Annotated in this window: 25 protein-coding genes and 2 pseudogenes; 16 read left to right on the top strand and 11 right to left on the bottom strand. The window is 70.8% G+C overall.

From position 1 onward, the window contains the following. Window positions 1–67: 67 nt before the first annotated feature. Complete coding sequence (locus ACIBAD_RS03350) at window positions 68–1,261, bottom strand: hypothetical protein (protein ID WP_134068768.1); 1,194 nt, start codon at window positions 1,259–1,261, stop codon at window positions 68–70. A gap of 345 nt (window positions 1,262–1,606) precedes the next feature. Here ACIBAD_RS03350 and ACIBAD_RS03345 point away from each other — a divergent pair, with 345 nt between their 5' ends. From ACIBAD_RS03345 to ACIBAD_RS03330, 4 genes are all read left to right on the top strand, one after another. Beyond that, window positions 1,607–2,959 (top strand): serine/threonine-protein kinase, encoded by a 1,353-nt coding sequence (locus ACIBAD_RS03345; RefSeq protein ID WP_398904090.1) that lies wholly within the window; start codon window positions 1,607–1,609, stop codon window positions 2,957–2,959. Then, entirely contained in the window at window positions 2,952–3,338 is a 387-nt protein-coding gene (locus tag ACIBAD_RS03340) for a hypothetical protein (protein WP_398904088.1), read from the top strand. The genes ACIBAD_RS03345 and ACIBAD_RS03340 overlap by 8 nt, the downstream gene beginning before the upstream one ends. A 130-nt stretch (window positions 3,339–3,468) precedes the next feature. Then, window positions 3,469–3,705: a hypothetical protein gene (locus ACIBAD_RS03335; RefSeq protein ID WP_134068765.1), complete on the top strand. Its 237-nt coding sequence runs from the start codon at window positions 3,469–3,471 to the stop codon at window positions 3,703–3,705. Beyond that, window positions 3,695–3,952 carry a hypothetical protein gene (locus ACIBAD_RS03330; protein WP_134068764.1) on the top strand — a complete coding sequence of 86 codons (258 nt, stop codon included), beginning with the start codon at window positions 3,695–3,697 and terminating at the stop codon, window positions 3,950–3,952. The genes ACIBAD_RS03335 and ACIBAD_RS03330 overlap by 11 nt, the downstream gene beginning before the upstream one ends. A gap of 107 nt (window positions 3,953–4,059) precedes the next feature. On the opposite strand, the gene ACIBAD_RS03325 is transcribed toward ACIBAD_RS03330, so the two are convergent. Continuing rightward, window positions 4,060–5,100 carry a vWA domain-containing protein gene (locus tag ACIBAD_RS03325; protein ID WP_134068763.1) on the bottom strand — a complete coding sequence of 347 codons (1,041 nt, stop codon included), beginning with the start codon at window positions 5,098–5,100 and terminating at the stop codon, window positions 4,060–4,062. A gap of 242 nt (window positions 5,101–5,342) precedes the next feature. On the opposite strand from ACIBAD_RS03325, the gene ACIBAD_RS03320 reads away from it, so the two are divergent. Both ACIBAD_RS03320 and ACIBAD_RS03315 read left to right on the top strand, forming a co-directional pair. Continuing rightward, a complete protein-coding gene (locus tag ACIBAD_RS03320) occupies window positions 5,343–5,987 on the top strand; it encodes a GAP family protein (protein ID WP_134074184.1) in 645 nt (214 codons plus the stop codon). A gap of 56 nt (window positions 5,988–6,043) precedes the next feature. After that, window positions 6,044–6,886, top strand: coding sequence for a hypothetical protein (locus ACIBAD_RS03315; RefSeq protein ID WP_398904085.1), 843 nt, complete (start codon window positions 6,044–6,046; stop codon window positions 6,884–6,886). A gap of 259 nt (window positions 6,887–7,145) precedes the next feature. On the opposite strand, the pseudogene ACIBAD_RS03310 reads toward ACIBAD_RS03315, so the two are convergent. Further along, window positions 7,146–7,421: pseudogene (locus ACIBAD_RS03310) on the bottom strand (hypothetical protein); the annotation flags it as partial. Window positions 7,422–8,138: 717 nt separating this feature from the next. On the opposite strand from ACIBAD_RS03310, the gene ACIBAD_RS03305 reads away from it, so the two are divergent. The 3 genes from ACIBAD_RS03305 (at window position 8,139) to ACIBAD_RS03295 (ending at window position 10,968) form a co-directional block, all read left to right on the top strand. Continuing rightward, window positions 8,139–8,570 carry a hypothetical protein gene (locus ACIBAD_RS03305; RefSeq protein WP_398904083.1) on the top strand — a complete coding sequence of 144 codons (432 nt, stop codon included), beginning with the start codon at window positions 8,139–8,141 and terminating at the stop codon, window positions 8,568–8,570. 93 nt (window positions 8,571–8,663) lie between these two features. After that, window positions 8,664–9,377 (top strand): alpha/beta fold hydrolase, encoded by a 714-nt coding sequence (locus tag ACIBAD_RS03300; protein ID WP_398904081.1) that lies wholly within the window; start codon window positions 8,664–8,666, stop codon window positions 9,375–9,377. A gap of 493 nt (window positions 9,378–9,870) precedes the next feature. Then, complete coding sequence (locus ACIBAD_RS03295; protein WP_398904079.1) at window positions 9,871–10,968, top strand: pentapeptide repeat-containing protein; 1,098 nt, start codon at window positions 9,871–9,873, stop codon at window positions 10,966–10,968. Between the two features lie 132 nt (window positions 10,969–11,100). On the opposite strand, the pseudogene ACIBAD_RS03290 reads toward ACIBAD_RS03295, so the two are convergent. Further along, window positions 11,101–11,355 (bottom strand): annotated as a pseudogene (locus tag ACIBAD_RS03290) (helix-turn-helix domain-containing protein); the annotation flags it as partial. A 331-nt stretch (window positions 11,356–11,686) separates the two neighbouring features. On the opposite strand from ACIBAD_RS03290, the gene ACIBAD_RS03285 reads away from it, so the two are divergent. Then, a complete protein-coding gene (locus ACIBAD_RS03285; protein WP_134068758.1) occupies window positions 11,687–13,336 on the top strand; it encodes an allantoin permease in 1,650 nt (549 codons plus the stop codon). Window positions 13,337–13,431: 95 nt separating this feature from the next. Here the strand turns inward: ACIBAD_RS03285 and ACIBAD_RS03280 are convergent, their stop codons facing one another. Beyond that, the gene (locus ACIBAD_RS03280; protein ID WP_398904077.1) at window positions 13,432–14,124 is read right to left on the bottom strand and encodes a TetR/AcrR family transcriptional regulator; all 693 of its coding nucleotides are present in this window, start codon (window positions 14,122–14,124) and stop codon (window positions 13,432–13,434) included. A 53-nt stretch (window positions 14,125–14,177) separates the two neighbouring features. On the opposite strand from ACIBAD_RS03280, the gene ACIBAD_RS03275 reads away from it, so the two are divergent. Beyond that, the gene (locus tag ACIBAD_RS03275) at window positions 14,178–15,296 is read left to right on the top strand and encodes an FAD-dependent oxidoreductase (RefSeq protein ID WP_398904075.1); all 1,119 of its coding nucleotides are present in this window, start codon (window positions 14,178–14,180) and stop codon (window positions 15,294–15,296) included. 303 nt (window positions 15,297–15,599) lie between these two features. On the opposite strand, the gene ACIBAD_RS03270 is transcribed toward ACIBAD_RS03275, so the two are convergent. Next, window positions 15,600–16,079 carry an SRPBCC family protein gene (locus tag ACIBAD_RS03270; RefSeq protein ID WP_134068756.1) on the bottom strand — a complete coding sequence of 160 codons (480 nt, stop codon included), beginning with the start codon at window positions 16,077–16,079 and terminating at the stop codon, window positions 15,600–15,602. A gap of 57 nt (window positions 16,080–16,136) precedes the next feature. On the opposite strand from ACIBAD_RS03270, the gene ACIBAD_RS03265 reads away from it, so the two are divergent. Together ACIBAD_RS03265 and ACIBAD_RS03260 are read left to right on the top strand one after the other, a co-directional pair. Then, a complete protein-coding gene (locus ACIBAD_RS03265) occupies window positions 16,137–16,718 on the top strand; it encodes a TetR/AcrR family transcriptional regulator (protein WP_134068755.1) in 582 nt (193 codons plus the stop codon). A gap of 97 nt (window positions 16,719–16,815) precedes the next feature. Next, window positions 16,816–17,601, top strand: a complete 786-nt coding sequence (locus tag ACIBAD_RS03260; protein ID WP_398904072.1) for an alpha/beta fold hydrolase — start codon at window positions 16,816–16,818, stop codon at window positions 17,599–17,601. Between the two features lie 94 nt (window positions 17,602–17,695). On the opposite strand, the gene ACIBAD_RS03255 is transcribed toward ACIBAD_RS03260, so the two are convergent. Then, window positions 17,696–18,970, bottom strand: a complete 1,275-nt coding sequence (locus tag ACIBAD_RS03255; RefSeq protein WP_398904070.1) for an MFS transporter — start codon at window positions 18,968–18,970, stop codon at window positions 17,696–17,698. 149 nt (window positions 18,971–19,119) lie between these two features. On the opposite strand from ACIBAD_RS03255, the gene ACIBAD_RS03250 reads away from it, so the two are divergent. Both ACIBAD_RS03250 and ACIBAD_RS03245 read left to right on the top strand, forming a co-directional pair. Next, complete coding sequence (locus ACIBAD_RS03250; protein WP_134068752.1) at window positions 19,120–19,626, top strand: MarR family transcriptional regulator; 507 nt, start codon at window positions 19,120–19,122, stop codon at window positions 19,624–19,626. A 306-nt stretch (window positions 19,627–19,932) separates the two neighbouring features. Then, window positions 19,933–20,340, top strand: a complete 408-nt coding sequence (locus tag ACIBAD_RS03245; protein WP_398904068.1) for a hypothetical protein — start codon at window positions 19,933–19,935, stop codon at window positions 20,338–20,340. 122 nt (window positions 20,341–20,462) lie between these two features. On the opposite strand, the gene ACIBAD_RS03240 is transcribed toward ACIBAD_RS03245, so the two are convergent. Beyond that, the gene (locus ACIBAD_RS03240) at window positions 20,463–21,608 is read right to left on the bottom strand and encodes an FAD-dependent oxidoreductase (RefSeq protein WP_398904066.1); all 1,146 of its coding nucleotides are present in this window, start codon (window positions 21,606–21,608) and stop codon (window positions 20,463–20,465) included. A gap of 119 nt (window positions 21,609–21,727) precedes the next feature. On the opposite strand from ACIBAD_RS03240, the gene ACIBAD_RS03235 reads away from it, so the two are divergent. Further along, window positions 21,728–22,354: a TetR/AcrR family transcriptional regulator gene (locus ACIBAD_RS03235; RefSeq protein ID WP_134068750.1), complete on the top strand. Its 627-nt coding sequence runs from the start codon at window positions 21,728–21,730 to the stop codon at window positions 22,352–22,354. 63 nt (window positions 22,355–22,417) lie between these two features. Here ACIBAD_RS03235 and ACIBAD_RS03230 read toward each other — a convergent pair whose 3' ends face one another. The 3 genes from ACIBAD_RS03230 to ACIBAD_RS03220 form a co-directional block, all read right to left on the bottom strand. After that, on the bottom strand, window positions 22,418–22,693 hold the full coding sequence (locus tag ACIBAD_RS03230) for a GlsB/YeaQ/YmgE family stress response membrane protein (protein ID WP_134068749.1): 276 nt from the start codon (window positions 22,691–22,693) through the stop codon (window positions 22,418–22,420). Between the two features lie 167 nt (window positions 22,694–22,860). Further along, window positions 22,861–25,833, bottom strand: a complete 2,973-nt coding sequence (locus tag ACIBAD_RS03225; protein ID WP_398904063.1) for a trypsin-like peptidase domain-containing protein — start codon at window positions 25,831–25,833, stop codon at window positions 22,861–22,863. Then, window positions 25,823–26,134: a trypco2 family protein gene (locus ACIBAD_RS03220; RefSeq protein ID WP_398904061.1), complete on the bottom strand. Its 312-nt coding sequence runs from the start codon at window positions 26,132–26,134 to the stop codon at window positions 25,823–25,825. The genes ACIBAD_RS03225 and ACIBAD_RS03220 overlap by 11 nt, the downstream gene beginning before the upstream one ends. Window positions 26,135–26,206 lie beyond the last annotated feature (72 nt).

Here is a 26,206-nt window from a genome sequence, read left to right as displayed (position 1 = left end):
GGATACACCGCTGTGCCCCTCCGGTGACACGACCATGACGTACCGGCCCGACCCCGGCCCCGGGCAGCTACGCCCCGGGGTGCGGCACCCAGACGGCGGCGTGGAAGGGGCCGTTGGCAGTGGACGGTCCGGCGGGCGGAAGTGCTGCGCTGCCTGCGACGACGCCGTGGGAGTCGGCCTGCGCCGCGGAGGAGTTGAGGCCGCCGAGGGAGGGCAGGTAGGTGAAGTCGCCGTTGTCGACGCGGGAGACGAAGGCGAAGGAGTTGGGGGCGAAGTTGTCACCGACGATGACTTTCCCGGTGATCTGCTTGGCTTCGGTGACACCGCGCCCGGAGCCGATCACGGCACTCTTGTGCGTCATGAGGTCGAACGAGCTGGAGAGCAGGCCGTCGCCGCCGACCACGGTGCTCCCGCTGACCAGCTGTGCGGTCAGGAAGCGGGACCCCAGGTCCGTGCGGATGCCGGTGCGGAGGTCGTAGGCATAGCCGGTGAGGCCGTTGCCGGCCGTTCGAGACTGACCGACCACGGTTGAACCGCTGATGTCCTGGGCGGTGCTGGTGCTTCCGCCGAGGGTGCCGAGATCGGTCATCGTCCTGGTGCGCAGGTTGTACGCGAACCCGTGCGTGGTGGTGGCAGGTGTGTCCGGCAGGGAGGAGCTGCCCACGACGACCGCACCGCTGACGGCCGCCGCGCTGCTGTTGCCGGACGGACCGGCGAGGCTGCCGAGGTCGGTCATGGTCCGGGCGCGCAAGCTGTACGCGAACGCGTGGGTGACCGCGTCACCGGACAGCGACGACGTCCCCACCACGGTGTCACCGCTGAGGCCGGTGATGTGGGTGCTGCTGCCGCCGAGGGTGCCGATGTCGACGAGCTGGCGGGTCCTGAGGTTGTAGGCGAATCCATGCGTCGGGCCGTCGGGGGCGAGGTCCGACTCGCCGACGACGTGGTCCCCCTCCACTCCGGTCGCCCGACTGGAGCCCCCGAGCGTGCCGAGATCGGTCATGGTGCGCCTGCGCAGGTCGTATGCGAAGGCATGTTCGGCGGAGTCGCCGCTCGTCAGCGAACTCCCGACGACCGTGCCGTTGTCGATGGCGGTCGCCTTGCTGCGGGTACCGCCCAGGGTGCCGAGGTCCTGCACGGTGTACTGCACGGACCCCGCCGGCGCCGCGGTCGATGGCGCGTCAGCCCCGTACGCCGGACCGGCGCCCACGGCGAGCAGGCCCGCGCCCACCAGAATCCAGGCACGTAATCGCATGCGCATGATGCCCCCTCAAATGCTCGGTCGGAACGAGCGCGATGCGGCGGCCCGCTGCGTCCTACCCCCACCACGGGCCGACCGGATGTTGCAGCCTTCACTTGTACGTCAGTTCTGGTCGCCCGAACAGTGGGCGGTCGGCCACGGAGAAGACGCTCGTCGAGGGTCCGGCCTCCGGCTGCCCCCTTCCACCCGGGTCGGCCGGCGGCCCGCGGGCGTTCGGCCGCGGTCGTCGCTCCCGGACGGAAGCGGAGGGCGCACGGCCGCAGCCGATTCGGTCGAGGGCCCCGCGCGCCCCTCTGGGATTCCGTACGCTGCGTGCATCCGCAGGGCTGAGACCGAGGGGGGAAGATGACCGGCGCCGAAAGAGCAGGGCCCTTGGCCGGCGGCCGCTACCGGCTCGTGAGCCCGATCGGATCCGGCGGACACGGGCGGACCTGGCAGGCGCACGACGAACTCCTCGACACCCGCGTGGCGGTCAAGGCGTTGAGCGCGCCCGTGACGCTGTCGGATGCCGCGCGCGGGATCTGGCTACGGCGGACGGCACAGCGGGTCCGTCGGAGTGCAGGGCTGCCCCACCATCCGAACCTCGCTGCCGTGCTCGACGTGGTGGTCGTCGGGGACAGCCTCTGGATCGTCATGGAGCTGGTCGAAGGGCAATCGCTGGCGGCCCGCCTCCGGGAGCAGGGACCGCTGCGCGTGCCGGAGGCCGTACGCGTCGCAACCGCCCTGCTGGCCGCACTGCAGGCGGTACACGACGCGATGTTCGTGCACGGCGCGGTCTGTCCTGACAACGTGATGCTGGTCGGCGACGGGGTGCTCCTGCTCAGCGATCCGGAGGCCGTCGTCCGCATCGGCGAACACGGGGACGACGACCCCGCCTCAGCCAGTGGGCTCGTGCGCCGGCTGGACTGCCTCGCGCCGGAGCGGATCCAGGGCCTCCCTCAGCTACCGGCGAGCGACCTGTACGCCCTCGGGGTGACGCTGTACGAGGCCGTCGAGGCGACCTCGCCCTTCCGCGGTGACTCTCCCGCGGGCCTCCTGGCCGCCATCCTGCACCAGCCGCCCCCGCCGATGCGGCGCGCCGGGCCCCTGGAACCGCTGATCGAAGGGCTCCTGCGGAAGGACCCCGGTGCTCGCCCGACGATCCCCCAGGCCCGGGCTGTCCTGGACCCGCTCGCGCACGCCGGCCCGGATGCCCGGGCGCAGGCCGTTCCCGGGGCCACACCCGTTCCCGCGGCTCCTGCGCCCGACTGCTGGGACGCCCCGGTGCGAGGGATGCCGGAGCCCATGTCGCATCCGTTCCCCGTCACGCAATCCCGCGGCGGCAGCCCCCTGCTCGCGACGGTCATGCTCTTGCTGTCCCTGGTCACGGTGTGCGTTCTGTTCGCGCGTCCGGTGCTGGAGTACGCAGGATCCCTCGCGGCGGCAGCCTTCTGGCCGGCCGTGCTGTCGTGGATGGTGTTCGCGCTCGGGCTGCTCGTACTCGGGCACCAAGTGCGCGCGACCGCAAGGCAGGAGGGCTGGCAGCACCCCGTACGGACACGGCTGTCGCTGGCGCCGCCGCCGCGGTGGTCGCCACAAGAGCACGCGGCGCGCCGCGAGGCGGCCGAGCGGGCCGTGGACGAGTCCTTGCTGCGGGTCGACCAGCGACTGGCAGCCGCCTCGCCCCGCCCGAACCGGAACGGGGGCATCGATGCCTGATCAGGAGCCCGTCACCCCGGCAGCGGCACCGGCGACTGCCCCGGCCGCTCCCGCGCCCGCGGCACCGGCCCCGAGCGCCATGCCCTCCTTTCCCCACGCGGAGGAGGCTTCGAAGTGGAAGGAGATCGAACCGGACCACCTGGCGTGGCGGCGCGCCCTGGTGGAGCGCCAGTTACGGCAGGAGCGCCTGGACCAGTGGACGGGCTACGGCTTCCGGCTGCTGGAGTACGCGATCGTCGTGGGCTTCGGCGTGGCCTTCGTCTGGCTCGGCTTCTACGCGGTGGACCACAAGGCCTCGGGGCAGGCCGCACCGCTGATCGGAGGCGGGATGGCCGGGCTGGTCAGCGCGGTGCTGGCCGTCCGGAACCGGAGGAACTGAGGGCGCCCGCGCCGAAGGCCCGCCTTCGGCGCCGCACTCCTCGAACCGGGTTCGCCCGTACCGGCTTCCCGCGCCGCAGCGTGGCGATACCGTGGACGCACCACGTCAGATGACAGCCCAGGAGCCTCGGATGAGCCAGCAGCCGGCCACCGCGCCCGCGCCCGACCGCCAGCCCCTCGACGAGCACGCCGCCGCCTCCGTCCTCGCCTACGCGGCCGACCAGCGGGCGAAAGTCGACGTCCTCGCCTCCGTGCTTGAGGACATCGCCGCGAACGGCTACCCCTCCCCGGAGACCGGCGTGTTGTGGGAGACCGCTCGCGACGCCCACCTCGACCGCCTCGCGGACGAGCAGCCCCGTGTCGCCTGACCACTCCGCGCGCCGCTCGCGCGTCGTCATGGTGGAACCCGCGCTCACCCAGCTCGCCAAGCTCACCGCGAACGAGACGCACCGCTTGGACCGCGCGATCGTCGCCATCAGCGTCAACCCCGAGCTCGGCACCGAGGTGCCCGGCACCCTGCTGCGCGACTACGCGGACGAGATCGACGGGATACGCGTCATCTACTACGTAACCGCCCTGCGGACGATCACGATCGTGGCCTACGTCGAAGCCTGAGCGCACACCCGTAGCAGTTGCCGAGCAGCCCCTGAAGAGGCTCACTGCGCCGACCCGACCCGGCCCCTGACCTTGTCGCAACGTCAAACGACCTGTGAGAGGGGGAGTCAGACCATGACCAGCAGCCGCGTGTTCGGTACCAGCTTCCGGTTCACGCTGGTGCTCTGGACGAAGATCGTGAAGTCGTCGTTGTGGTCCGGCTTGACGCGGACTTCCGTGTCGGGCAGGCCGAGCAGGGCCCGGGCCTCCGGTCCCGTGTACACCTGGTCCGTCTTCTTCTCCAGCACCGCGATCTGCTTCCGCGCCTGAATCTTCTCCGACTTGCTCAGCTGGTAGAACGCACAACCGGTCCGGTAGCTCTGCCCGGACGCGATGACCCATTCCCGGATCGCCGCATCGCGGGCGACGGGAACCAGCTGGTACTGCGACGGATCGACGGGGGTGAGACCGGCCGCGGCGATGGTTTCCTTGTTGACCACCTCGGCACCCGTGGAGAACACCGCCTTGGATCCCCGGATGCCCTTGGTGCGGCCCATCATGAAGTTCTCGGTGGCCTTCAGGATGACCTGCCCGGCTTCCTCCAGGCCCTGAGTACTCGTGGCGTCCCAGATGGCGATGTTGTCCTTAGGGAAGCCGCACTGCATGGCCTCGCGCTTGCCCATCTGGTCCGGCACGAGGACGGCCAGCGTCCAGTTGTCGTGCTGCGTCTCGATCATCGTGGCAACGGCCTGCACCAGGTCGCGCGGGGCGCGGGAAGGGGCGTCCGGGCAGCGGTGACTCGCGTTCTCCTGCCCGTCGGTCAGGACGAACGTGAGGAAGCTGTGGTCGCCGTAGAGCTGGGCCGTCTGTGCCAGCTCCCGCTGCGACTTCAGCGTGGCCGCCAGCAGAGCCGTCATTCCCCCGGCCCGGTAGAGCTGCTTCAGGGACGGCATGCGCAGCACGTCCTTGTCGTAGATGACGCACTCCACCTTGTCAGCGAAGACGTACACCGTGACACGGGTTTCCTGGTCCAGTTCCTGCGAACGGCGGGCCAGATACGCGATCTGCTGATCGGCGACCTCGACCACCTTGCGACTCAGATGCGACATGGACGAACTGGCGTCCAGCACGAGAGCGACGTGATTGATGTAGTTCTGCATTCCGGACATGGAGGCTCCCCCGTTTCCCGACTTGATACTGAAATCCTCCCACCCACCACTGACAATCGATCTTGGAAGGGACCCGGGTCCGGATGCGGCGTTCGGGGACGCGCGCGTGGCCTCCTTGACCGGTCGGGCCGCCGCCCGCAGAGTCGGCATGCGGTGCCGTGACAGCGCCGCTCGACCCCGTCCAGCCGGTTCCGCCTTCCAGAGGCGGCGGACGGCCTCGACCTCCGGGAGTGACTGCACTGATGGTCGTCGACCTCGTCGTGATCGGTACGGCCATCACCCTGGGCCCCCTGCACAACAGCGCCTTCATCCTGCTGCTCTCCTCACAGCGCGGCGTGCGCAAAGGCGCGGCGTTCCTGTTGTCGTGGCTTGCCGACCTGGTGGCGGTCATCGCCTGCGTGCTGCTGCTGACCGGCGGTGAGCCCCCGGCACGCCACAGCGCGCCGTCGACCGCCGCGGCCTGCGCGAAACTCGCCATCGGCGTGTGTCTGGTGCTGTACGGCGCCCACCGCCGCCGTCGGCCGCCTCGTCCGCACGGCCCGCCGCGCTGGACCGCCAGGGTGGACGGTGCCTCGCTGGCCACGGCCGCCGGGCTGGCCTGGCTGCTCCAGCCCTGGGCGCTCGTCGGTGCCGGCGCCGCCACGGTCGTCGCCGCGGACCTCTCCTCCGCCGCCAGCTGGCTGGCCCTGGCCGGCTACTGCCTGCTGGCCACGCTCAGTCTCGTCGTCATGGAGATGTACACCGTATGGGCGCCACAGGCTGCGGGCGCGAAGCTGAGCGCTCTGCGCGGCTGGCTCGCGCACCATCAGGAACAGCTGGTCATCGCGCTCTCCGTGCTCGCCGGCCTATGGCTGGCGGCGCGGGGAATCTACGAGTTGGTCGCCTGACGGACGGACGCGTTTCGCTGCCTGCCGGGGCCCGGGGCCGTGGCTACGCTCGGGTGGTGGGACAGCCCGAGCAGCGCGCCGAAGGCGCAGGACCGTTCACCACCCGCCTCTTCTGGGACCACCCCGAAGGAGGAACGGTGGTGTGGGAGTCCCGGCCCGCGCGCAGGCGAGGGGTGCTCTCGGTCCGCGGCCCCGGGGACGCGGTCACCCTGTCGGCGAGCGCCGACGCACTGGCCCTCGGCCGCCTTCGCAGGCTGAACTCCGTGGCGTCGAGCGCGTTCGTCGTCGGAGGGGCGCTCTTCGCCCTGGGAGCCGCCGTGGCCCAGTTCGGGTCCGGCGACGCACTCGTGAGCGCCTCGATCTACTTCGCGGGCGGTCTGTTCTTCAACCTGGGTGGATACACCTCGCTCCTGCAGGTGCTGAACGCGCCTCGCCACACGCCGGGCAGCGGCCGACTGGCCACGACCGCCTGGAGGTGGTGGGGGTACGAGCCGATGCGGCTGGACTGGCTGGGCACGTTCGTACTGTTCGTGGGGACGCTCGTGTTCGGCGTGAACCTGCTGGACTCCTTCCGGCAGGGGCTCACCACTCAGCAGGTCAACCGGCTCGTCTGGACCCCCGACGTGGTCGGATGCGTACTGTTCCTGATTTCCGGTCACCTCGCGTTCGCCGAGATCTGCCACCGGTTCCGGCCCTGCCTGCGCTCGCGGAGCCTGGGCTGGTGGGTGGTCGCGGTGAACCAGCTGGGGTCGGTGCTCTTCATGGTGTCGGCACTGGCCGCGTTCACCCGGCCGGTCACCGGGAGCCTGGTCAACTCCGCCATCGCCAACTGGGGGACGCTGTCGGGCGCCCTGTGCTTCTCGGTCGGTGGCGTGCTCCAGGCCTTCGAACGACCGTAGGCGCGGCGGCGTTCAGGGAGCCGGGCCGGGTCACCGACCGGAACGCCCAGCCTGCGGTTTTCTGGGCCGCCTCACCCCCGTAGTGGGGGGCGTGCTCCGGAGCTCGCCGCAAGCGCTTCTCCTCGACGATCCTGCCCGGGGGGATACGTCCTCCCGTGCAGCGAAGTCCGCCGCGCACACCACGGGGTCGGTGCCATGGCGGGGAGGGCGCGTTCCGTGCCCCGCCATGGCTTCAGCGGGCCCGAATCGGCCCCGTTGCTCAGCGCACGCGTTCGATGCGGGCCCGTCGGATCAGGTTCTTGCCCGGTTCTCGCACCTTGTCGAAGGCGGCGTTGTTCAGTAGGACGCAGCTGCCGGAGGGGCCGTTCACGGTCACGGTGGTCGTTTGGCCGTTGTCCAGGTTGGTCACCTTCAGTTTCGTCCCGACGGGGAACGTCCCGCTGGTCGCCGCCGGCGCACCCGCCTCGCCCGACAGGGTCACCGTCGATCCCTTGCACACGACGTCGGGAACAGCGGCATTGCCGGTCGCCACCGAGGCGATGACCGCTCCGGTCACCAGGGCTCCCGCGGTGACAGTGAGCACGAGCTTCTTCCTAAGACTCATCGTCCGTTTCCGGGACATTGACACTCCTCAATCCGATGGACGCTCTCCCACTCCCGTCCTGCATACGCCCGGGATCACAGGCGAGTTCAGTTCTTGTCGCCGCATTACAAATCCATCGGTGAGGAGGCCTTCGGCGCGCTGCGTGGCATGCCACGGTGACCTGAGGCGCAGGGAGCAAGCCCAAAGACGCAGATGGAAGCCCTGCCGCCGATCATGGTCCACGCGATCAGCGCTCAGGCCGACCATCTTGATCGACGTGGAGGCGGACAGACAGCAAGGAAGCCTTAAGGTTCGGATGATCCGCCCTTAACGCTCCAGCCGGACCTTGCCGTTTCGCATGGCCCATGGCCCATGGCCCATGGCCCGGCGGCGGGGAGCACGGCCAGGGTCCGGTGTGCGGGTGCACCATCGGTCCGGTGCGGCCCGGCGGGGACGTAGGCCTTTCGCCTGGTGGGAACACAGCCGCTGGAGGAGCGCGAGCCTCAGTCGGACGATCAGGTCGCACCGAGCGTGCCGGGCAGGGTGTCGACGGCGTGGCACCGAGAAGACCCACCGTGACACGGTGCGCAGCGGCATCGCCGACCTGCGCTACAGCACCCTGGGTGCCAACTGCTGGTCGGCGGTCGGCTTCCTGCTCGGCTTCACCCCGTGGGACGCCCACCCGGGCACTCCCGCCAAGAGCTCGGCAGCGGCATCGGCTTCGTGCCCAACGCCTTCCCGCTTGAGGACACCGAGAAGACCGTGCCGCGCGCCCCGTTCACGCCCGCTCCGCGAGGGCTGGTCACGGGCGACCTCTCGCCGTCCCCCCGCTCGCCGTACTTCGTCACGATCACGAACCGGACCGCGCCGACCACCGTGGAGCGCGTCATCCGCTTCACGGCCGCGCCGAGCGTGATGAAACTGCCTGCGGCCCGTGCCCGTTCGCACGGCAGTCGTGCTGGACGCGGCGGCCCGCCGCGCGGCCGACCTGTTCCGCTCCCGCGAAATCGTGCAGGGCGACAGGGTCGCCCTGTCCTGCCCGAACGCGCCGTGGACGGGCCCTGCTCGAAGATCAGGGCCTACCTGGTCCTCGCCGCCTGACTCCGGGTCGTGGCCCTGCGGATGCCGGCGCCAGGGGCGTGTATCGAAAGTATTTTCTGGGAGGTTGTCAGGCGGCCCGGCTACGGTGCGGGCATGGCGAATTTCGTGCTGGTTGCAGGTGCACGGCTCGGGGCGTGGGCGTGGGGCGAGGTGGTGCCGTATCTGCGTGCGGCTGGCCACGGCGTCCATCCGTTGACGCTGTCCGGTCTTGCTGACAAGCGGGGTGTACCGGCGGGGCAAGCGACTCACGTCCAGGACATCGTTGCCGAGGTAGAACGCCAGGGTCTGCGTGACGTAGTCCTGGTGGGTCACAGCTACTCGGGCATCCCGGTAGGTCAGGCCGCGGAGCGGATCGGTGACCGACTGGCCCGCGTGGTATTCGTCGACTCAAGTGTTCCGACTGACGGCGAGTCGTTTGTCTCCGCCTGGCCGGACGGCGGGGCTGCAGTGGAGGCATCGATCGCCGAGAACGGAGGGTTTTGGCCGCTCGCGCCAGCCGCTCACTTCGACGGCGAAGGTCTCACCGATGAGCAGATCGAACGCCTCGTGCGTGGCTCGACGCCTCACCCAGGTGCCACGCTGACCGAGCCCGCTGTGCTGGCGGGGCCGCTCGGTGAACTTCCGGCGACATACATCCTGTGCGTGATGCCGGGGGCCGAGCCTGACGACGCCGAGCCCGACGAAAATGTGGCCGAGCTGCTGAACAGCAAGCAGTGGCGACTGGTCAAGATGGACACCGGCCACTGGCCGATGTTCTCCCAGCCGCGCGAGCTGGCGCAGATTCTCCTCAATGCTGCCGTGGAGTGAGAGCAGCTCCATGCCTGCGGGCTCGTTTTGGACGCGCTTGTGTGCTGGTCACAGCCATTCGCCGATGGCCGCCATGAGGACGATCGCCTCATGGCGGACCGCTGGCTCGTCGTACCGCGCGGCGACGGCGCGGCACCTCTTGAGGCGGTTGATCCCACACTCGATCGCGTGGCGCTCACGGTAGTCGACTGGGTCGAACTTCGGCGGCCGGCCGCCGCGAGAGCCGCGCTGCTTGCGGTGAAGCGCCTGAGGTAAGCGCGGTTCTTGCGCGAGGCGTACGCCTTATCAGCACGCACCCGATCGGGACGAACGCGCGGCCGGTCCGGCCCGATGCGGGGCACGCGGACCTTCCTCAGCACGGGTGCGAGCGGCGAGTGACCGAGAAGGTTCGCCGGGTTCGGCCTTGCCCTATGATCCGATGGATATGGGGGAATCTGATACTGGCCGCCGTCGTCTGCCTCGTAACGTCGCTGGGGCGTCGGCCGTACTGGCTGTGCTCGTCGGACTGGCGGTTGTGCTCCTGGTTCTTCCGGGGTTGGTGGTGGACCATGACCTCGCGGGCACCCAGCTCGCCGCGGCCGACCGGTTGAACGCGGTGAACAACGTGCGCACCACGCTCCTGCAAGCGGTCGGTGGCGCGGTCGTCTTGTTCGGCGCCTATGCGACATGGCGGCAGCTGCGCGTGAGCCAGGACGGTCTGAACGCGACCCGGGAGGGGCACATCACCGACCGCTTCAGTCGGGCCGTGGACCAGCTCGGCAGCGACAAGCTGGACGTGCGGATCGGGGGCATCTACGCACTGAGGCGGATCGCAGATCATTCTGTTCACGATCACGAGGCGGTCATCTCGATCATGGCGGCGTATCTGCGGACGCACGTGCCGTGGCCGCCGCTGGAGCTCGGAGCGCCGGCGGCGGACGTGTCCATCAACTCGGTGCGCCCGCTGGAGACGCGTGCCGCGGATGCTCAGACGGCGCTGACCTGCCTCGGCGTCCTGGGTCAGGAGCGCCGCCCAGAGTGGCTCAACGTCAGCTTCACCGATCTGCGCCGGGCGGACTGCGACGGACTGTGGCTGAATGGAGTCAATCTCGATGGCGCGTGTCTGGAAGCCGCCAGCGTCTATCAGGTCAATTTGAGCGGCGCGTCGCTGATCGCGGCCAACCTGCGGCATGCCGAACTCGGAACTTCGATTCTCCGCCGAATCCGCTGCATCGAAGGTGATCTGCGTGGCGCGCGCCTGGTCAAGGCCGACTTGCGCGAGGCGAATTTCTCCGGTGCGGACCTGCGGGAGGCGAATCTGCGAAAGGCCCGTGCTGACGGCGCAGTGTTCGCCGGCGCGGACCTGCGGTTGGCCGACCTCCGGGGCTGCGATCTCAGCGGCGCCGACCTGCGGGAGGCGAAACTGGAAGGCGCGATGGCGAGCGATCTCACGATCTGGCCGGTCGGCTTCGAAGTTCAGACGGCCGGCGTTGTCGTCGCCGAGGACCCTGGGGCGGAACCTGACAACCTGCTGCCGGCTGCCGCGCTGACAAGGCAAGCCCCGCCGCTGCGGTCGGACCTGATGCCCGGTCCGGCAGCTTCGTCCAATTGAGTGGTCAGGCCGCAGATTCGGGGGATCGGCCTCACCAGCTCAGGCCCTTCTCGCTGCGGATACGGGCACGTTCGCGTCGCTGGGCTTCCAGAACGTCGGGGTGGCGGACGTGGGCATTGCACCAGCGCAGCTAGGCATGCAGCCCGCCCACCGAGCGTCCAAGCAGGCCAGCCCGATCTCGTAGAACCGGTGGATGACGTCCCGCACCGTGTCCCCGTCCGCCTGCACCAGCCGGGCGATCACCGGCACCAGGTTGCCGCCGGCCGACGCCAGCACCATCATCGCCCGCCGGTATCGCACCGAGTTCGTACTGCCGCCGCGAACGATCCGCCGTAACTGATGGCCCTCCTGATCCGTGAGCCTACGGACCCTGACCGGCTCTCCCATCGACCCCTCCGAGTTGAGCGTCTCGCGACATCCAACCGGTGGAGGGCCCGCCCGCCCGCGCCAAACCCGGTGAACCTTCTCGGTCACGGCACCAGCACGGCACGTACGCATGCAGCCACACGCCACGCAGCTGCCAGCAACATGGTGTTCACACCAACGCGCATCCGGGGTAACAACCGCTTTCTAGCGTGACCGACCGTGGGAGGACAGCCGTAACAGGGCCGCTGGAAGCCTTTCATGACGGCCCTTCACCCCCCGTCCTGCCAACGGTGCCACACGGGGCTCCCCACTGCATCGCAGCACTGCACCCAGCCGCATCGGGAGGCGTGGCATGAGCACCACGGAGTCACCACAGATCACGACGGACGCGCCGGGGGACGTCGCCGACCAAGTGGTCAAGGAGACGCTGGAGGACTACACCCTCCGCTTCGCGCCCCGCAGTTACCGCCGCTGGACCCCCATGGTCGTGGCCACCACGGCCCTCGGCGGCATCGCCTACATGGCCGACTTCTCCATCGGCGCCGGCATCGGCCTGGCCCACGGCACCGGCAACGCGCTCGTGGCCATCACCGTCGCCGCGGCCGTCATCTTCATCACCGGCTTCCCGCTGGCCTACTACGGCGCCCGCTACAACATCGACCTCGACCTGATCACCCGCGGCTCCGGTTTCGGCTATTACGGCTCGGTCCTCACCGGCATCATCTTCGCCAGCTTCACCTTCATCTTCTTCGCCCTCGAAGGCTCGATCATGGCCCAGGGCCTCGAACTCGGCCTCGGACTGCCGCTGTGGCTGGGCTACGCCGTCTCCACCCTCATGGTGATCCCGCTGGTCGTCTACGGCATGAAGGCGCTCAGCAAGCTCCAGGTGTGGACCACCCCGATCTGGCTGCTGCTCATGGTCGGCCCGCTGGTGTATCTGATCGCCAACGACCCCGGGACGGTGGACCGTTTCCTGGCCTACCCCGGCACGAGCGGCGACGGTGCCGTCAACACCGCCTCCGTCATGCTCGGGGCGGGCGTGTGCCTGTCGCTGATCGCGCAGATTGGCGAGCAGATCGACTACCTGCGCTTCATGCCGCCCAAGACGGCGGCGAACAGGCGCACGTGGTGGACGGCCGTGGTCATGGCCGGCCCCGGGTGGGTCGTGCTCGGTGCGCTCAAGCAGGCCATCGGTGTCTTCCTCGCCGTCCACATCATCGCCGAGGTCGGACCGGCCGCTGCGCCCGAGCCGATCCAGCAGTTCCGCAGCGCCTTCGACGCGATGATGCCTTCCTGGTTGGTCGTCCCACTGGCCGTGGTCCTGGTGGTGATCAGCCAGATCAAGATCAACGTGACGAACGCGTACTCCGGCTCGCTGGCCTGGACGAACTCCTTCACCCGCGTCACCCAGCACTACCCCGGCCGCATGGTCTTCGTCCTCCTCAACCTGGCCTTCGCACTCGCCCTGATGGAAGCCGACATGTTCAGCGTCCTGGGCAGCATCCTGGGCTTCTACTCGAACTGCGCGATCGCCTGGGTGGTCACCGTGGCCACCGACATCGGCATCAACAAGTACCTGTTGAAGCTGTCCCCGCTCCAGCCGGAGTTCCGCCGGGGCATGCTGCACGCGGTCAATCCGGTCGGCGTCGTTGCCTTCGTCGCCGCCTCCGGCCTGTCGATCGCCATGTACTTCCACCTCTTCGGCGACACCCTCCAGCCGTACTCACCCGTGGCCGCAGCCGTCATCGCCTTCGCCGTCACCCCGCTGATGGCCGTGGCCACCAAGGGCCGCTACTACCTGCGCCGCACCGGCGACGGCATCGCCGAGCCCCTGCTGGACACCGACGGGAACCCGAGCGCCGTCACCCTCGACTGCCACGTCTGCCGCCAGCCCTACGAGCGCCCCGACCTCGCCGCCTGCCCCACCCACGACGCAGTCGTCTGCTCCTTGTGCCTGAGCACCGACAGGCTCGGCGAACACGTCCTGCCCGCCTCCGCGTAGGACAGCCCGCAGCACCGTTCGGAGCGGTGCTACCGGGCCGGGCGGACCGGTGGCGCCGGTGGTGGTAGGTGGATCTTCGAGTCCGTCATGGCGTGTCATGCCGACGGCGGGGTGAGTTTGGCGGCCACGGCGTCGAGGACCCAGTTCAGACCGGTCGCGAAGGATGCCTCGGCGTCCACGTCCGTGCCGTCGTACACGGCCTTGGCCAACGCCGGAAGGCGGCCCGTGGCCAGCATCCTCGTCACATACGGGCCGGAGGCGCGCTGCCAGTCGCGCTTGGACAGGCCCGTGGCGCGCTCGGCCCGCAGGTTCGCGATCTCGCGCCTGATCGCGCCGGTGAAGTAGGCGCTGACGGTCTCCACGGCGCGCATCACGGTGTCGACGTCGGCGAGGCCGTCGAGGGCGGCCAGCGTGGCCTCGGCAAGGGCGAGGCCGTTCGGGCCCAGGCTCGGGCGGCCACCGAGCAGGTCCGCCAGCCATTCGTGACGGAGGGCGGCCCGCCTGGTGCGGTGGGCGAGGCCGCCCAGCGCCTCCCGCCAGTCCCCGGGCCGCTCCTCGGGCAGGATCTCGGCCTGGACCTCGTCCACCATGAGGTCGAACAGCTCCTCCTTGGTGGCGATGTATCCGTACAGACGCATCGGGCCGGCGCCCAGCCGGGCGGCGATTTTGCGCAACGACACCGCCTCCAGCCCGCCCTCGTCGGCCAGCGCGACGGCAGCGGCGACGATCCGCTCCCGGTCGAGCGGCACGGGGCGGGTCGGCGGATCCGGTCGGTCCCACGCGGTCATGGTCACACCGTCCTGTTGCGATACGTCGTCATGCGGCAATACAGTGTATCGACATGAGACACCGCATCGCAGTGGTCGGGGGTGGCCCTGCCGGCCTTACGTTCGCCCGTGTCCTGCACCGCCACGATCACCCCGTCACCGTCCTCGAACGCGATCCCGCCCCGGACGCCCGCCCCCCGGGCGGCACGCTGGACCTGCAAGAAGAACTGGGCCAGCTCGCGCTCGACAAGGCGGGCCTGCTGGCGGAGTTCCAGGCGCTGTCCCGTCCCGAGGGGCAAGCCATGCGCATCTTGGACACGGACGGGACCGTGCTTCGCGACTGGCGACCCCGTCCGGATGAGCGGGCCAATCCCGAGATCGACCGCGGGCAACTCCGCGACCTGCTGCTCGGCCCTCTCGAAGTCCGGTGGGGGCGTGGCGTGACGAAGGTGGTGCCCGGGACCCGGGACGGCGTACTCGTCCATTTCGCGGACGGGCGCCAGGAGGCGTTCGACCTCGTGGTCGGCGCGGACGGCGCCTGGTCCCGGATTCGCCCGGCGGTCTCCTCGGCGACGCCCCACTACACCGGCGTCACCCTGGTCGAGACTTCCCTGGACGACGTCGACGCCAGCCATCCCGACCTCGCCCGGCTCATCGGCGACGGGTCCGTGGCCGTGTACGGCGTCAACCGTGCCCTCGTCGCCCAGCGCAACAGCGGCGGCCACGTGAAGGTGTACGCCCAGTTCCGCGTGCCGCTCGACTGGCACACGGACCTGGACCGGGCCGATGCCGAGGCCGTGCGATCGACTCTCCTGACCCTGTTCGACGGCTGGGCCGCTCCCGTGCTCGACCTCCTCCGCCACGGCACCGCTTTCGCCCACCGCCCCCTCCACGTCCTGCCGGTGTCCCACACCTGGACCCACGTCCGCGGGGTGACGCTGCTGGGTGACGCCGCCCATCTGATGCCCCCCTTGGGGGCGGGCGCGAACCTCGCGATGCTGGAGGGCGCCGAACTCGCCGAATCCATCGCCACCGGCCGCGGAGATCTGGACGAGATCGTCCGCGTCTTCGAGGAGCGGATGTGGGCGCGGGCCGGCAGATGGGCGGAGATCACCACGGCCGGTCTGGAACGCCTCGTGAGCCCGGACCCCGCCGAAGCCATCGCCCTCTTCGACCAAGTCCAGCCGTCCTGACCGCCAAGCGTGAGAGGACGGCGTCGTCTTCCTGCACGGTGATCTGCCGTTTCGCCGCAGCGCGATCGTGCGGTCCGGAGACACGTGCCGAACGGCTGAAGTCCGAAGTGCTCCACCTCCTGGTGACGGGCGTGACTTCCGGCACGAGTGCTACTCGTCGGCGGCTGGACGGCCTGGCAGGAATGATCACGACCGGTGGCAGGGCCGGGCGGACGACGGCCGGGCCGGTGCGGCCGTCGGCGGCCGGCAGTTGACGGTCGGAGTCACGTCACGGCGGGTCGGGGGCGGAGGGCCCGGGCCCCGTCAGCGTTCCTTCGGGGCGATGGCCATGAGCAGCCGGACGTACGGGGACCAGCGGGCGGGCCGGGCCGGGTGCTCGGCGCGGTCGAGGCTGTCCTCCAGTAGCGCGTCGTGCAGCCAGCGGAAGGCGAGTGGCCAGCTCAGCCTGGCGATTCCGGTGACCCGCATCGACAGGGTGTGCCGCAACAGCGTGTGCTCGTCGTCGACCGGCAGCACGGCGTACTCGTGGAAGCCGTGGAAGCCGCGAGGGCCACTGAAGGCGAAGCGGACCCACGTTCCCGGGACGTACGCGGCGACCGTGTAGCGGACCGGGCCGTGCCCGCCTTTCGCGCCCGCTGACAGCGGGCGGTCGAACTCCATGGGAGACCAGGTCCGGTGGGGCCAGAGCCGGTCCGCCTGCCCGTCGGAGAGCGAGTCGAGGAGGGCGCCGGCCTCGTCCGCCCTCATGGGCAGCAGACGTTCGTGGACGTTGTGGACGGGCATGGAGCTCCTTCAATTGGAGAGCAGCCTCTAATAGAAGTGGAGAGTACTCTCTGATTCATGCCGAGACCACCCCGCTTCGGCGTCGAGGCGCTACTCGACGCCGCCGTCCTCCTCGCGGCCGAGGGTGGACCGACCGCAGTCACCATGTCCGCCGTCGCCCAAGCGGTAGGCGCGCCCAGCGGATCCGTGTACCACCGGTTCCCGGGGCGCCCCGCACTGCTCGCCGAGGTGTGGCTGCGTACCGTCGAGGGCTTCCAGGAGGGCTACCTCGCCGCCCTCGACGGCGCTCCCGACCCCCGCACAGCCGCCCGTGCCGGTGCCCGGCACGTCGTGGCCTGGAGCCGGGCCCACCCGCGGGAGGCGGCGCTGCTGCTGTACGGCGCCGTGGAGTTCGGCCGGGCCGGCTGGTCCGAGGAGCATCGGGAGCGCGCGGATCGGGGCAACGAGAGGGTGTTCGCGCGCCTCGGCCTGATCGGCGCGGCCCTCGGACTGACCGGGCCCGAGGGCCGGGACCGGATCGCCCTGGCCCTGATCGACCTTCCGCTCGCGGTGGTCCGCCGCCCCCTGCGGGCAGGCGACGCGCTGCCCCCGCACGCCGAGGACCTCGCCGAGGAGTCCGCGGCTGCCCTGCTCGGCTGAAGAAAGGGTGTGGTGCGGTGGGGGGATCGACGGCGGTGCTTCGACCCCGGAGGCTACTCTCGCGTCCTCATCGATCTTGAAGGCAGGGGAGCAGACCGTGCGCGATGCCGCCGTGACACCCGAGGGCGACCGGATCCGCTGGGTCGAGCTGCCGGGGCAGGAGCCGTCACGCGTCTACGTGCATGGTTTGGGCGCCACTTCACCCGCCTACTTCACGGAGGTCGCGGTCCACCCTCTGCTGGCGGGCCGCCGTTCGCTGCTCATCGACCTGCTCGGTCATGGCATCAGTGATCGGCCGACAGGATTCGACTACACCCTGGAATCCCACGCGGACGCACTCGCGGTGGCCCTGACCTCCGCGGGCGTCACCGGCGCGGAGCTGATCGCCCACAGCATGGGGGGCTCGGTGGCCATCGTCCTCGCTGCCCGGCATCCCCGCCTGGTCTCCCGATTGGTACTCGTCGACGCCAACCTCGACCCGGTACCGCGCGTTCCGGGCTCATCGGGCAGCAGCGGCATCGCCGCCTATTCCGAGCAGGAGTTCCTGACGCACGGCTGGGAAGAGGTACGCGACCGGGCCGGCTCCCACTGGTGGTCCACGATGCGCCTGGCCGGCCGTGAAGCGCTGCATCGCAGCGCGGTCCACCTCACCCGCGGGACGGTTCCCACCATGCGTGAGCTTCTGCTGGACCTGGAGATTCCCCGCACCTACCTTCTGCCCGAGGCCGACGGCCCGCTCCCGGGCACTGACGCACTGGCCGGGTCCGGGGTGTCCGTAGTCGCGATCCCGGACTGTGGACACAACATCATGCTGGACAACCCGGAAGCCTTCGCCCGTGCCGGCGCGGCGGCGCTCGCGGACCGGGACCACGACCGGGGATAAGACCCCGCGCCCTACCGGAGCGTGGCGTGGCGGCGGCCGCACGGATTCCTCGTGCGTGACGACGAGGGAACGGACCCGTGCGGCCGACCGCTTATCAGGAGCCGAGTACCAGGGCTGCGGCGACCGCCGGGCCGAAGGCGCCGCCGAGCTGGTAGCAGAGGGCGAACAGGCCGATGGCGGTGGGCCGCTGGGCTTCCGGGGCGCCGGCCGCGGCGTGCATCGAGAGGCAGGCGTTGGCGCCGGTGGCGGCGAAGACCCCGCCGACGGTGGCCGCCAGCAGCAGCGGGCCCCAGTCGGAGAACGCGGCGGCGGCAGCGGCCAGGGTCCCGACGCCGATCAGGACGGCGAGCACCGCCGGGCGGCCCATCCGGGCCGAGGCCGCGGCGAGCAGCCAGGACAGTGCCGAGCCGACGAGCAGCGCGACCAGTTGGCCGGCCCCGGCGGCGCCGGTGTCCCAGCCGGCCCGGTCGCCGAGCAGCCGCGGTACCGCGAAGAGCAGCGTGAAGTACGAGCCCGACAGGACGAGCGCCAGCAGGCCCGAGGTCAGGAAGACCGGCGTGCGCAGCAGGGCGGCCGGGACGAACCCCTCGGGGCGGCGGCGGATGTGCAGGGCGAGCAGGACCGCGGCGACGAGAGCCGCGCCCAGTGCGGCCAGCGGGGCATGGGGGAGCGTGACCAGGGCCGTGGCCAGCACGGTCAGCAGGGCGGCGCCGCGGCCGTCGAAGCGGTCGGACGAGGGCGTGATGGCCCCGGCGTACCGGAGCACCGCGGGCACGGCCAGCACCGCGACCACGGACACGGAGAGGGAGAGCCGCCACGAGACGGTGTGCGCGAGCTGTTCGCCGAGGAGCGGGCCGGCCGCGCCGAGCATGCCGAACCCGGCGCTGATGACGCCCATCCGGCGAGCCGTGCCGGCCAGGCTCATCGCCGACGCGACCAGTCCCGCACCCCCCGCGGCCTGGGCGGCCCGGCCGGCCAGGGTGAGGGGGAGCCAGGGGGAGACCGCGACGAGGACGGTGCCGCCGATGACGAGGACGGAGGCGAGGCGCAGCACGGGCCGCAGACCGCTGCGGCGCAGGAGTCCGGCGAGCAGCGGGGTGCCGACGGCCATCGCCCAGGCGAACGCGGAGACCAGCCAGGACGCGGTGGAGGTGGACACCCCGAGGGAGCGCGCCATGTCCGGGAGGATCAGGACCGGGGCGTTGGCCCCGGCGGCGATGGGCGTGGCGAGCAGCGCGAGCCAGAAGGCGGGGACGGGCCCGCGGGCCGCCGGACGGCCGTGTGCGCAGGGGGCTCCCGGTGAGCGGGTGGGGGATGCGCCGGTGTCGGCACCGATGCCGGCGGCTGTGCGTGCGGGCGCGGTGGTCATGGCGCCGCTCCAATCCATCTGAAGGCTAACAATCTCAACGTTAAGATAAATGAAATCACCAGAAGTACCTGAACGTCAAGTCTCTTAACGCTGAGACATCTGGTTTATGCTGGATCCGGCGCGACCGAGTGACCGAGACGGAGGACCTGATGAGTGACGCGGTGGACGTGATCGTCGGCCAGTGGGTGGAGGAACGACCCGACCTGACGGACGAGCTGTGGCCCATCGAGGTCCTGGCCCGGATCCAGCGGATGAACCGCATCATCGAGAAGCAGCTCAAGGCCTTCGTGGCCGAACGCGACCTTGAGGTCGGCGAACTGGACATCCTCACGACGCTGCGGCGTTCGGGCCCGCCGTACACGCTCACCGCCGGGGCGCTCATCCCGGCCGCGATGGTCACCTCGGGAGCCATCACCAACCGCATCGACCGGATGGAGGCCAAGGGTCTGGTCGAGCGGATCCGCGACGGCCGGGACCGCCGCTCGGTCCGCATCCGACTGACCGACCGGGGCCGCGAGGTCGCGGAGAAGGTGATGGCGGAACACCTGGATCACTTCGCCTCCCTCCTCGCTCCCTTGGACCGCGACACCTGCGACACGGTGGCCTCGGCGCTGCGTACCCTCCTGGAATCCCACGGGGACACGTCGATCGGCTAGGGCCCTCCGGGCGCTGTGTCAGGTCACCCCCACACATCCGGCCATGCCGCGCCGGAACCACCTCTGAGCTGCAACGAAGCCGTACCGGGGCGGCAGTTGGAACCTGCCCCCCGCCCCGCCGGGGCGCGCCGGCGGTCCATCCGCCAGTCCGTTCCACCCGATGTGGCCGGTTTCGCCCCCCCGAGGCCACCACTCCGGCGAGCCGCCGACGGGTCGGGCAACACCGCCCCGTACGCGGGACGACGGCCCGGGGGGCCTTGGCTCCCACGGGCCCGGCGCCCGGGCCGGCCTGGTGGACGGCTCGCAGTGGTCGAGTTCTTCTGGGACCGGGAGTCGCGCGACCACCCGTGGGCGGGACACCACTTCACCCTGCAGGTGCACCGGCTCGCATCCGTGGGCGGCGGCGTTGTCAACGGGGTGATTCGCGAGCGGTACGGCCGCTTCGGCCGTCACCTCCGTTTCGACAGGCTGGAACGGCTGCTCGCCAAGCGCGGCATGCGCATGGAGGACGTCCCGGATTCCAACGCTCCGGCCTACAGCCTGCATTGGCAGCCCGGCTCCCAGGTGTCCGTCATGGCGAGCCGGACTCACGAGAGGGCGAAGGGGCGGCGTGGCGGCGGTCGCATCGGGGACGTGTACGCGGTCTCTTCATCGATGACTGCCGAGCAGGTGGCCTGGTACAGGGCGCGCTACGGCCGTCAGAACGCCTGGTAGTGCCGTGTCGGCCGGCCTTGCTTCGTCGTCCTGCGGGGCGGGCGGGAGTGATGAGGCCGGCACGTGCAAGATGCGGCACGAGCCCGACCGGATCACCTCGCGGAAGCCGTGACCCTGCGGTCTCAGTGGTGTTGGGTCATGTGGGCGAGGGCCGTGACGGCACTGTCGGGGGCGAAGGCGCTGTCGATTCCCTCTGCGGCGCCTTCGGCGGCCCGGATGGAGCGGGGCAGCAGGGTGGCTTCGTAGGTGCGGACGGCCTCGTCGGTGGTGCGCGCTCCGATGAGGGCTCGGGCGAGGTCGGCGCCGTCGAGCATGGCGAGGTTGGCGCCCATGCCGGAGAAGGGCGACATGAGGTGGGCGGCGTCTCCGAGGAGGGTGACGCCGGGGGTGTGGGTCCAGGTGTGGGGGACGGGCAGGGCGTACAGCGGGCGGTTGGTGTAGCCGGAGTCGGCGTCGGTGATGAAGCCGAGCAGATCGGGGCTCCAGTCGGCGAACTCCCGGCTGAGGGCTGCTCGTACGGCGGCTGTCTCGGTCAGGTCGAGGCCGGCCTGCTGGTGCCAGTCCAGGTCGGTGCGCATGCCGACGTAGATGCGGATGTGGCCGTTGCCGTTGCGCTGGGCGATGAATCCCCGGTTGTCGTCGAGGGCCATCATGGTGCCCTGGCCGGTGAGTTCGGCGAGGCGCGGGTGGCGGGTGTCGGCGTCGTCGAGGCCGGTTTCGACGAAGGTGACGCCGGTGTAGCGGGGCGTCGCGTCGGATACCAGGCGGCGCACGGTGGACCAGGCGCCGTCGGCTCCGATGACGAGGTCGGCATCGGCGGTCGTGCCCCCTGCGAAGTGCAGGCGGTGGATGCCGTCACCGAGGGGTTCGGCACGGGTGAGCTTGTGCCCCCAGCGCACGGTGCCCGGAGTGAGGGAGTCGAGGAGGAGGTCGCGTAGCCGTCCTCGGTCGATCTCGGGGTTGCCCTCGGTCGGATCGGCCTCGGGCGGGAGCGCGTCGAACAGGATGCGGCCGTCGCGGCTGACCATGCGCATCTGTTGGCCTTCCGGACGGGCCTGGGCGAGGAAGGCCTCCAGGAGGCCGGCCTCGCCCAGGGCTCGCTGGCCGGAGTCGGGGTGCATGTCGAGGGTGCCGCCCTGGTCGCGGGCGGCACGGGGCGTATCCAGGTCGTAGACGGTCGCGGTGATTCCGAGTCGCTGCAGGATGCGGGCGCAGATCAGGCCGCCGGGGCCGGCGCCGATGATCGCGATGCGGGGGGTGGTCTCCATGTGGTTGCTCCGTTCGTGGCACTCGGAAGGCTTCGAAGGCTTTCAGAAAAGCACACCAACTCAATAAGTGCAACGACTCAACTTTTGCACTCGGGCAACCTAAGGGTTAGTCTCCTCGCATGAGCGACATCGTGAGTGGCGCGGCGACCGGCATCCCGCCGAAGGCGCCGACAGGCCGGCGTGAACGCAAGAAGGCCGCAACCCGCCAGGCCCTGGCCGACGCGGCACTGCGACTCTTCCTGGAGCGCGGATACGAGCAGGTCGGCATCCGGGAGATCGCCGATGCCGCTGACGTGTCCACCACCACGCTGTTCAAGCACTTCCCGGTCAAGGAAGCCCTCGTCTTCGACGAAGACGCCGACCAGGAGGCCCTGTTGGTGGCCGCCGTACGCGAGCGACCCCACGGCCGGTCCATTCCGGCGGCCCTGCGCGAGCACGCGCTTCGGCGCCGCACCGCAACAGCAGGCGGCGAACCCCACTTCACCGCGTTCCTCGAACTGGTGGACAACACCCCCGCCCTGCGCGACTACGCCCAGCGCATGTGGCTCCGCCACGAAGCCGTCCTCGCCCGTGTCATCGCCGATGAGAGCGGACTTCCCGCTGACGATCCGGCGTGCGCCGCCCTCGCCCACTTCGCTCTGGAGGCCCCCCAGGCCGCACGGGGGCAGAGTGATCCTCGCCAGGCCGTCGCCCGTGCGTTCGACCTCTTGGAGAACGGCTGGAACTCCGTCATCCCGGACGCCTGAGCAGCGCGACGGCTCCGCCCTCCGGTGGAGGGGGAGCCGTCTACGTCTGGGGAACCGGGTTGCTCAGGCGTGGTGGTGGCGCTTGTTGCCGGTGACCAGTCGGTAGCCGGCAAGGAGGATGAGGGAGCCGATGATGGCGGCAATCCAGGTGGAGAGGTCGAAGAAGCCGTCGATGGAGTCGACGCCGAAGATGACCTTCCCGAGCCAGCCGCCGAGCAGGCCGCCCGCGATGCCGATGAGCATCGTGATGATGACGCCGCCAGGGTCCTTGCCCGGCATCAGCGCCTTGGCGATGAAGCCCGCGAGCAGTCCGATCAAGATCCAGGCGATGATGCCCATGTGCTTCTCCTGCCTCGATGAATAGAGCTGCTGTCAACGCTCGTCTTCACCGTGCCGAGGTTTCCAAACGTGTGGATCTCCAGATCTCCGGATCATGGCCCGCGGCGGTCGGCCCCGGCCTTCACCACACGCAGGACGGCCGCGCAGGGCGGTTCGGCGGGGCGCCGTCAGCCCTGGTCGCGCAAGTGCTCGGCCTGCGCGCTCAGCCAGGCCGGGCGGACCATCTCCACGTTGCTGCCGGCGCCCTGCGCAGCCCGGTCCAGGGCGTCGGCCGCCGTACGTGCAGCCGGCACCATCCTGGCGCGGGCCGCTTCGCCGAGTGCCTGCGCCGCCGCGGCCTCGGCGGCCCCGGCGCGGTGCAGGGAGGCGGCCGAGCGCTCGGCCGCCTCGACAGCCTGCCCGTACCGGCCCAAGGTCCACTGCGCCCAGGCGGTGTTGTAGAGGACGACGCCCTCGGTCCGCGGATTCTCCATGGCCGACGCCGCGCGCAGCGCCTCCTCCAGGCAGGCCAGGGCCGCCTCGGGGCGATCCAGGGCGAGCAGGGCCACGCCCTTGGCGTTCAGCGCGTAGTCCGTCGCCTCCTGCACGCCGGCGGCCGCGTACGCGCGTACGGCACGGTCGCCCGCCGCGATGGTCTCCTCCCAGCGGCCCAGGGTCAGCAGCGCCGTGAAGCGGGCGTTCCAGGAGCGGGCTTCGGTGAGCCGGTCCCGTGAAGCCGCGGCGAGTTCGCCCAGCCGGTCGGCGCCCGCCAGGGCTGCCTCCCCGTCACCGAGGGTGCTGTGGGTGAGACTGAGACTGAGGACGGCGTGGGCCTCCGCCTCGGCATCGCCGTTCTCCCGGGCCAGTGCGCCGGCCCGGGCCAGCGACCCCGTCGCATCCTCCAAGCGGCCCAGCTGCCGGTGCGCGTCGCCGAGGCCGAACACGGCCTCTTGGAGAGCGCGACGGTCCTCGATGCGCTCGGCCACCTCCGTCGCCTCGGTGAAGAGTTCGAGCGCGTGCGGCAGCGGGCCGGCGCTCAACCGGGCGTGCCCGAAGCTGATCAGGTGGGCGAGTCGAGCCCGGTCGTCGTTCACTCGTTCCTCCAGTGTCAGGTGCATCGAGATCGCGGAGAGCACGGAACCGTGCCACACCATCCATTGCCCGATGGCACCCAGGATCAGTGCTGCCTCGTCCATGTCCCCGGCCCGCACCCGGTGGTCGAATGCGCGCCGGTACGCCTGTACGTCGTCCAGCGTGCGCCAGTCCCGGCGGGGCGGGGCGATCCGCGCGTACCACTCGGCCGCCCGCCGCTCCAACGCGGCTCGCCCCAGCGGGCCTTCGGCCGACAGGGCGCCGTACGCGAGGTCGGCGTCCATCGGGTGCAGGGCGTAGGTGCGGGTTCCCCGGTCCACCGACAGCATGCGCATCCGCAGCAGGCCGGACAGGGCGGCGGTGACGTCGAGGGCGGGATCGAGGCCGCCGACGATCCACTCGACCGCCTCACGCGGCGCGGGGGTGCGCAACACCGCGAGGACGCCGAGCACGCTGCGGCTGTCGGCACCCAGGCGTTGGTGGCGGTCCTGGGCCAGGCCCGCGACCACGTCACCGCGCAGGGCGAAGTCGTCGAGAACGTCCTCCAGCGTCGGCAGCAGCAAGGTGTCGTCGGCCAGGGCGCCCACCAGCAGTTCCAGGGCGCGCGGCACCCCGTGGACGCGGACCGCCGCCTGTAGCAGCTCCTCGTCCGAGAGCTGCGCCACACCGAGGGCGCCGTCATGGTCGAGTTCGCGCAGCAGCGCGACGGACTCGGCGGGCGGCAGACCGTCGGTCAGCTCGACCTCGGCGGCGAACCGGCGCAGTTCGGGCGGCAGGCGCAGCGGCAGCTGCGAGGTGACCAGCAGCCTCGGTGTGCCACGGGCCCGGAACAGGCAGTCGAAGAACGTGTCGAGTTCCTCGTCGTCGAGCCGGCCGTCGTCCGAGAGCCGGTCCTCCAGGTTGTCGACGAGGATGACGAAGAGCCGGCCCCCCATCGCGGCGAACAGTTCATCGATCTTGTCCGGCACGGGGCGGTTGGCAGCCCAGACCTCCAGAAGGCGTGCTTCGTGTGCCGGGCCCAGGGCGCGGGCGCAGTCGAAGTAGAGGCGTTCGAGGGAGACCCCGGAGGTGCGGGTGCTCAGGTTGACCAGGCCCGCCGGAAGCGGCGCCTGAGCGTGGCCCGGCCACTCGCCGCGTTCCAGCAGCTCCATGACCTTGGCGGCGACCGCGCTCTTGCCGATGCCCCGGCGTCCGGTGACCGTCACCATCCGGATACCCGGGTCCGCGAGGTGGCGGCCGATCAGGTCCCGGGCCTCGGCCCGGTCCTTGAACAGCTCAAGGCCGTGCGCGACGGGCAGCCCGATGACCTTCGAGGGGGCCGGCGGGCCCGGGGCGTACGGGCCGTCCGGCTCAGCGCCGGCGTCCGGCAGCGCCGCGGGATCGGGGATGGACAGCAGCGCGGCGAGTGCCGCCCGGGGGCTGTCGGCGACCCGCTGCAGGGTGTGGTCGATGCGGACCGCCGTGAGCCGGCCGAGGCCTTCTCCGCGGTGGTGTTCGGCGACGACCCCGACGAGGTACGGCCCGGCCCACACGGCGGCCCCGGACATCCCGGACCAGGGTGACACCGCGGGGTCGGGGTCGGCGGCCGCCGCCGGGACCGTGATCTCCAGGGTTCCGGTGCGCAGGTTGGACAGCGCGGCCACGGTACCGTCGGCCTGGTGCAGTTCCCGGAACTGCCTGCCGTCCGCGCCCCGCCGGCGCTTCCAGAGGGGGAAGCCGGCCGCGTGGACGTCGATGACGGCGTGGCGGTCGTCGCCGATACGGCCGCACAGCGCGGACGGGACCGGCATCGCGTCCGGTGCGGCCGTGAAGGACAGCACCGCGACGTCCGTTCCGGGATCCGACCAGGCGAGCTCCGCCGTCGCGGCCCACTCGCCCGGCCGGTCGGCATCGAAGCGCACCAGCACTTCCGCCGCCCCCGCCACCACGTGGAAGGCGGTCAGTACCGCCGTGCCGCCGACCCGGTACCCCGAGCCCCGCCGCCCGCCTCCGGCAGCGGTGGTGACGATGACCTCCGCGATGCGGTGCGGGTCGAGTCCGCCGCGCCCGGCGGCCGCCTCAGCGCTCACCGACCAGCTCGTCCCCGGAGATCAGAGCCATCTGCTCGGGCGCGTCCGCCCGTACGGGCTGGAGCGTGAGGGTCAGCTTCTGGGTGACGGTGGCCGAGCGCTTCGCCGAAGCACCGGCGTCGAAGACCCAGAACCGCACCTTCACGCCCGGTTCGTTGGTCCGCTCCACTCCCACGGTCAGTTCCAGTTCCACGCGCTCCGCCTTGAACTTCAGGTCGGATTCCTCGCCGGCGGACATCGCGCGGCTCAGCTCCCGGCGCAGCTGCGCAATCATGTCCGCCAATTCGACCGCATCATTCACAGGAGCCCCCCGGGCCGGTCCGCACGTCAACTACCCACGATGGTAGTCAACATCATCACGCATCAGCGCTTG

Origin of the sequence: Streptomyces sp. NPDC051109 (genome assembly GCF_044455885.1) — a bacterium.
Classification (GTDB): Bacteria; Actinomycetota; Actinomycetes; order Streptomycetales; family Streptomycetaceae; genus Streptomyces.
Note: the sequence above shows the minus strand (reverse complement) of the source record. Positions and strands in the feature narration are given on the sequence as shown.

What these genes read in the sequence shown, in the direction of transcription:
- ACIBAD_RS03230 (WP_134068749.1), bottom strand. Translation starts at nt 22,693, where the DNA reads ATGGGCATCATCGCCTGGATCTTGATCGGACTGCTCGCGGGCTTCATC.
- ACIBAD_RS03285 (WP_134068758.1), top strand. Translation starts at nt 11,687, where the DNA reads ATGAGCACCACGGAGTCACCACAGATCACGACGGACGCGCCGGGGGAC.
- ACIBAD_RS03250 (WP_134068752.1), top strand. Translation starts at nt 19,120, where the DNA reads ATGAGTGACGCGGTGGACGTGATCGTCGGCCAGTGGGTGGAGGAACGA.
- ACIBAD_RS03340 (WP_398904088.1), top strand. Translation starts at nt 2,952, where the DNA reads ATGCCTGATCAGGAGCCCGTCACCCCGGCAGCGGCACCGGCGACTGCC.
- ACIBAD_RS03335 (WP_134068765.1), top strand. Translation starts at nt 3,469, where the DNA reads ATGAGCCAGCAGCCGGCCACCGCGCCCGCGCCCGACCGCCAGCCCCTC.
- ACIBAD_RS03300 (WP_398904081.1), top strand. Translation starts at nt 8,664, where the DNA reads ATGGCGAATTTCGTGCTGGTTGCAGGTGCACGGCTCGGGGCGTGGGCG.
- ACIBAD_RS03235 (WP_134068750.1), top strand. Translation starts at nt 21,728, where the DNA reads ATGAGCGACATCGTGAGTGGCGCGGCGACCGGCATCCCGCCGAAGGCG.
- ACIBAD_RS03320 (WP_134074184.1), top strand. Translation starts at nt 5,343, where the DNA reads ATGGTCGTCGACCTCGTCGTGATCGGTACGGCCATCACCCTGGGCCCC.
- ACIBAD_RS03280 (WP_398904077.1), bottom strand. Translation starts at nt 14,124, where the DNA reads ATGACCGCGTGGGACCGACCGGATCCGCCGACCCGCCCCGTGCCGCTC.
- ACIBAD_RS03255 (WP_398904070.1), bottom strand. Translation starts at nt 18,970, where the DNA reads ATGACCACCGCGCCCGCACGCACAGCCGCCGGCATCGGTGCCGACACC.
- ACIBAD_RS03350 (WP_134068768.1), bottom strand. Translation starts at nt 1,261, where the DNA reads ATGCGCATGCGATTACGTGCCTGGATTCTGGTGGGCGCGGGCCTGCTC.
- ACIBAD_RS03265 (WP_134068755.1), top strand. Translation starts at nt 16,137, where the DNA reads ATGCCGAGACCACCCCGCTTCGGCGTCGAGGCGCTACTCGACGCCGCC.
- ACIBAD_RS03275 (WP_398904075.1), top strand. Translation starts at nt 14,178, where the DNA reads ATGAGACACCGCATCGCAGTGGTCGGGGGTGGCCCTGCCGGCCTTACG.
- ACIBAD_RS03345 (WP_398904090.1), top strand. Translation starts at nt 1,607, where the DNA reads ATGACCGGCGCCGAAAGAGCAGGGCCCTTGGCCGGCGGCCGCTACCGG.
- ACIBAD_RS03325 (WP_134068763.1), bottom strand. Translation starts at nt 5,100, where the DNA reads ATGTCCGGAATGCAGAACTACATCAATCACGTCGCTCTCGTGCTGGAC.
- ACIBAD_RS03240 (WP_398904066.1), bottom strand. Translation starts at nt 21,608, where the DNA reads ATGGAGACCACCCCCCGCATCGCGATCATCGGCGCCGGCCCCGGCGGC.
- ACIBAD_RS03270 (WP_134068756.1), bottom strand. Translation starts at nt 16,079, where the DNA reads ATGCCCGTCCACAACGTCCACGAACGTCTGCTGCCCATGAGGGCGGAC.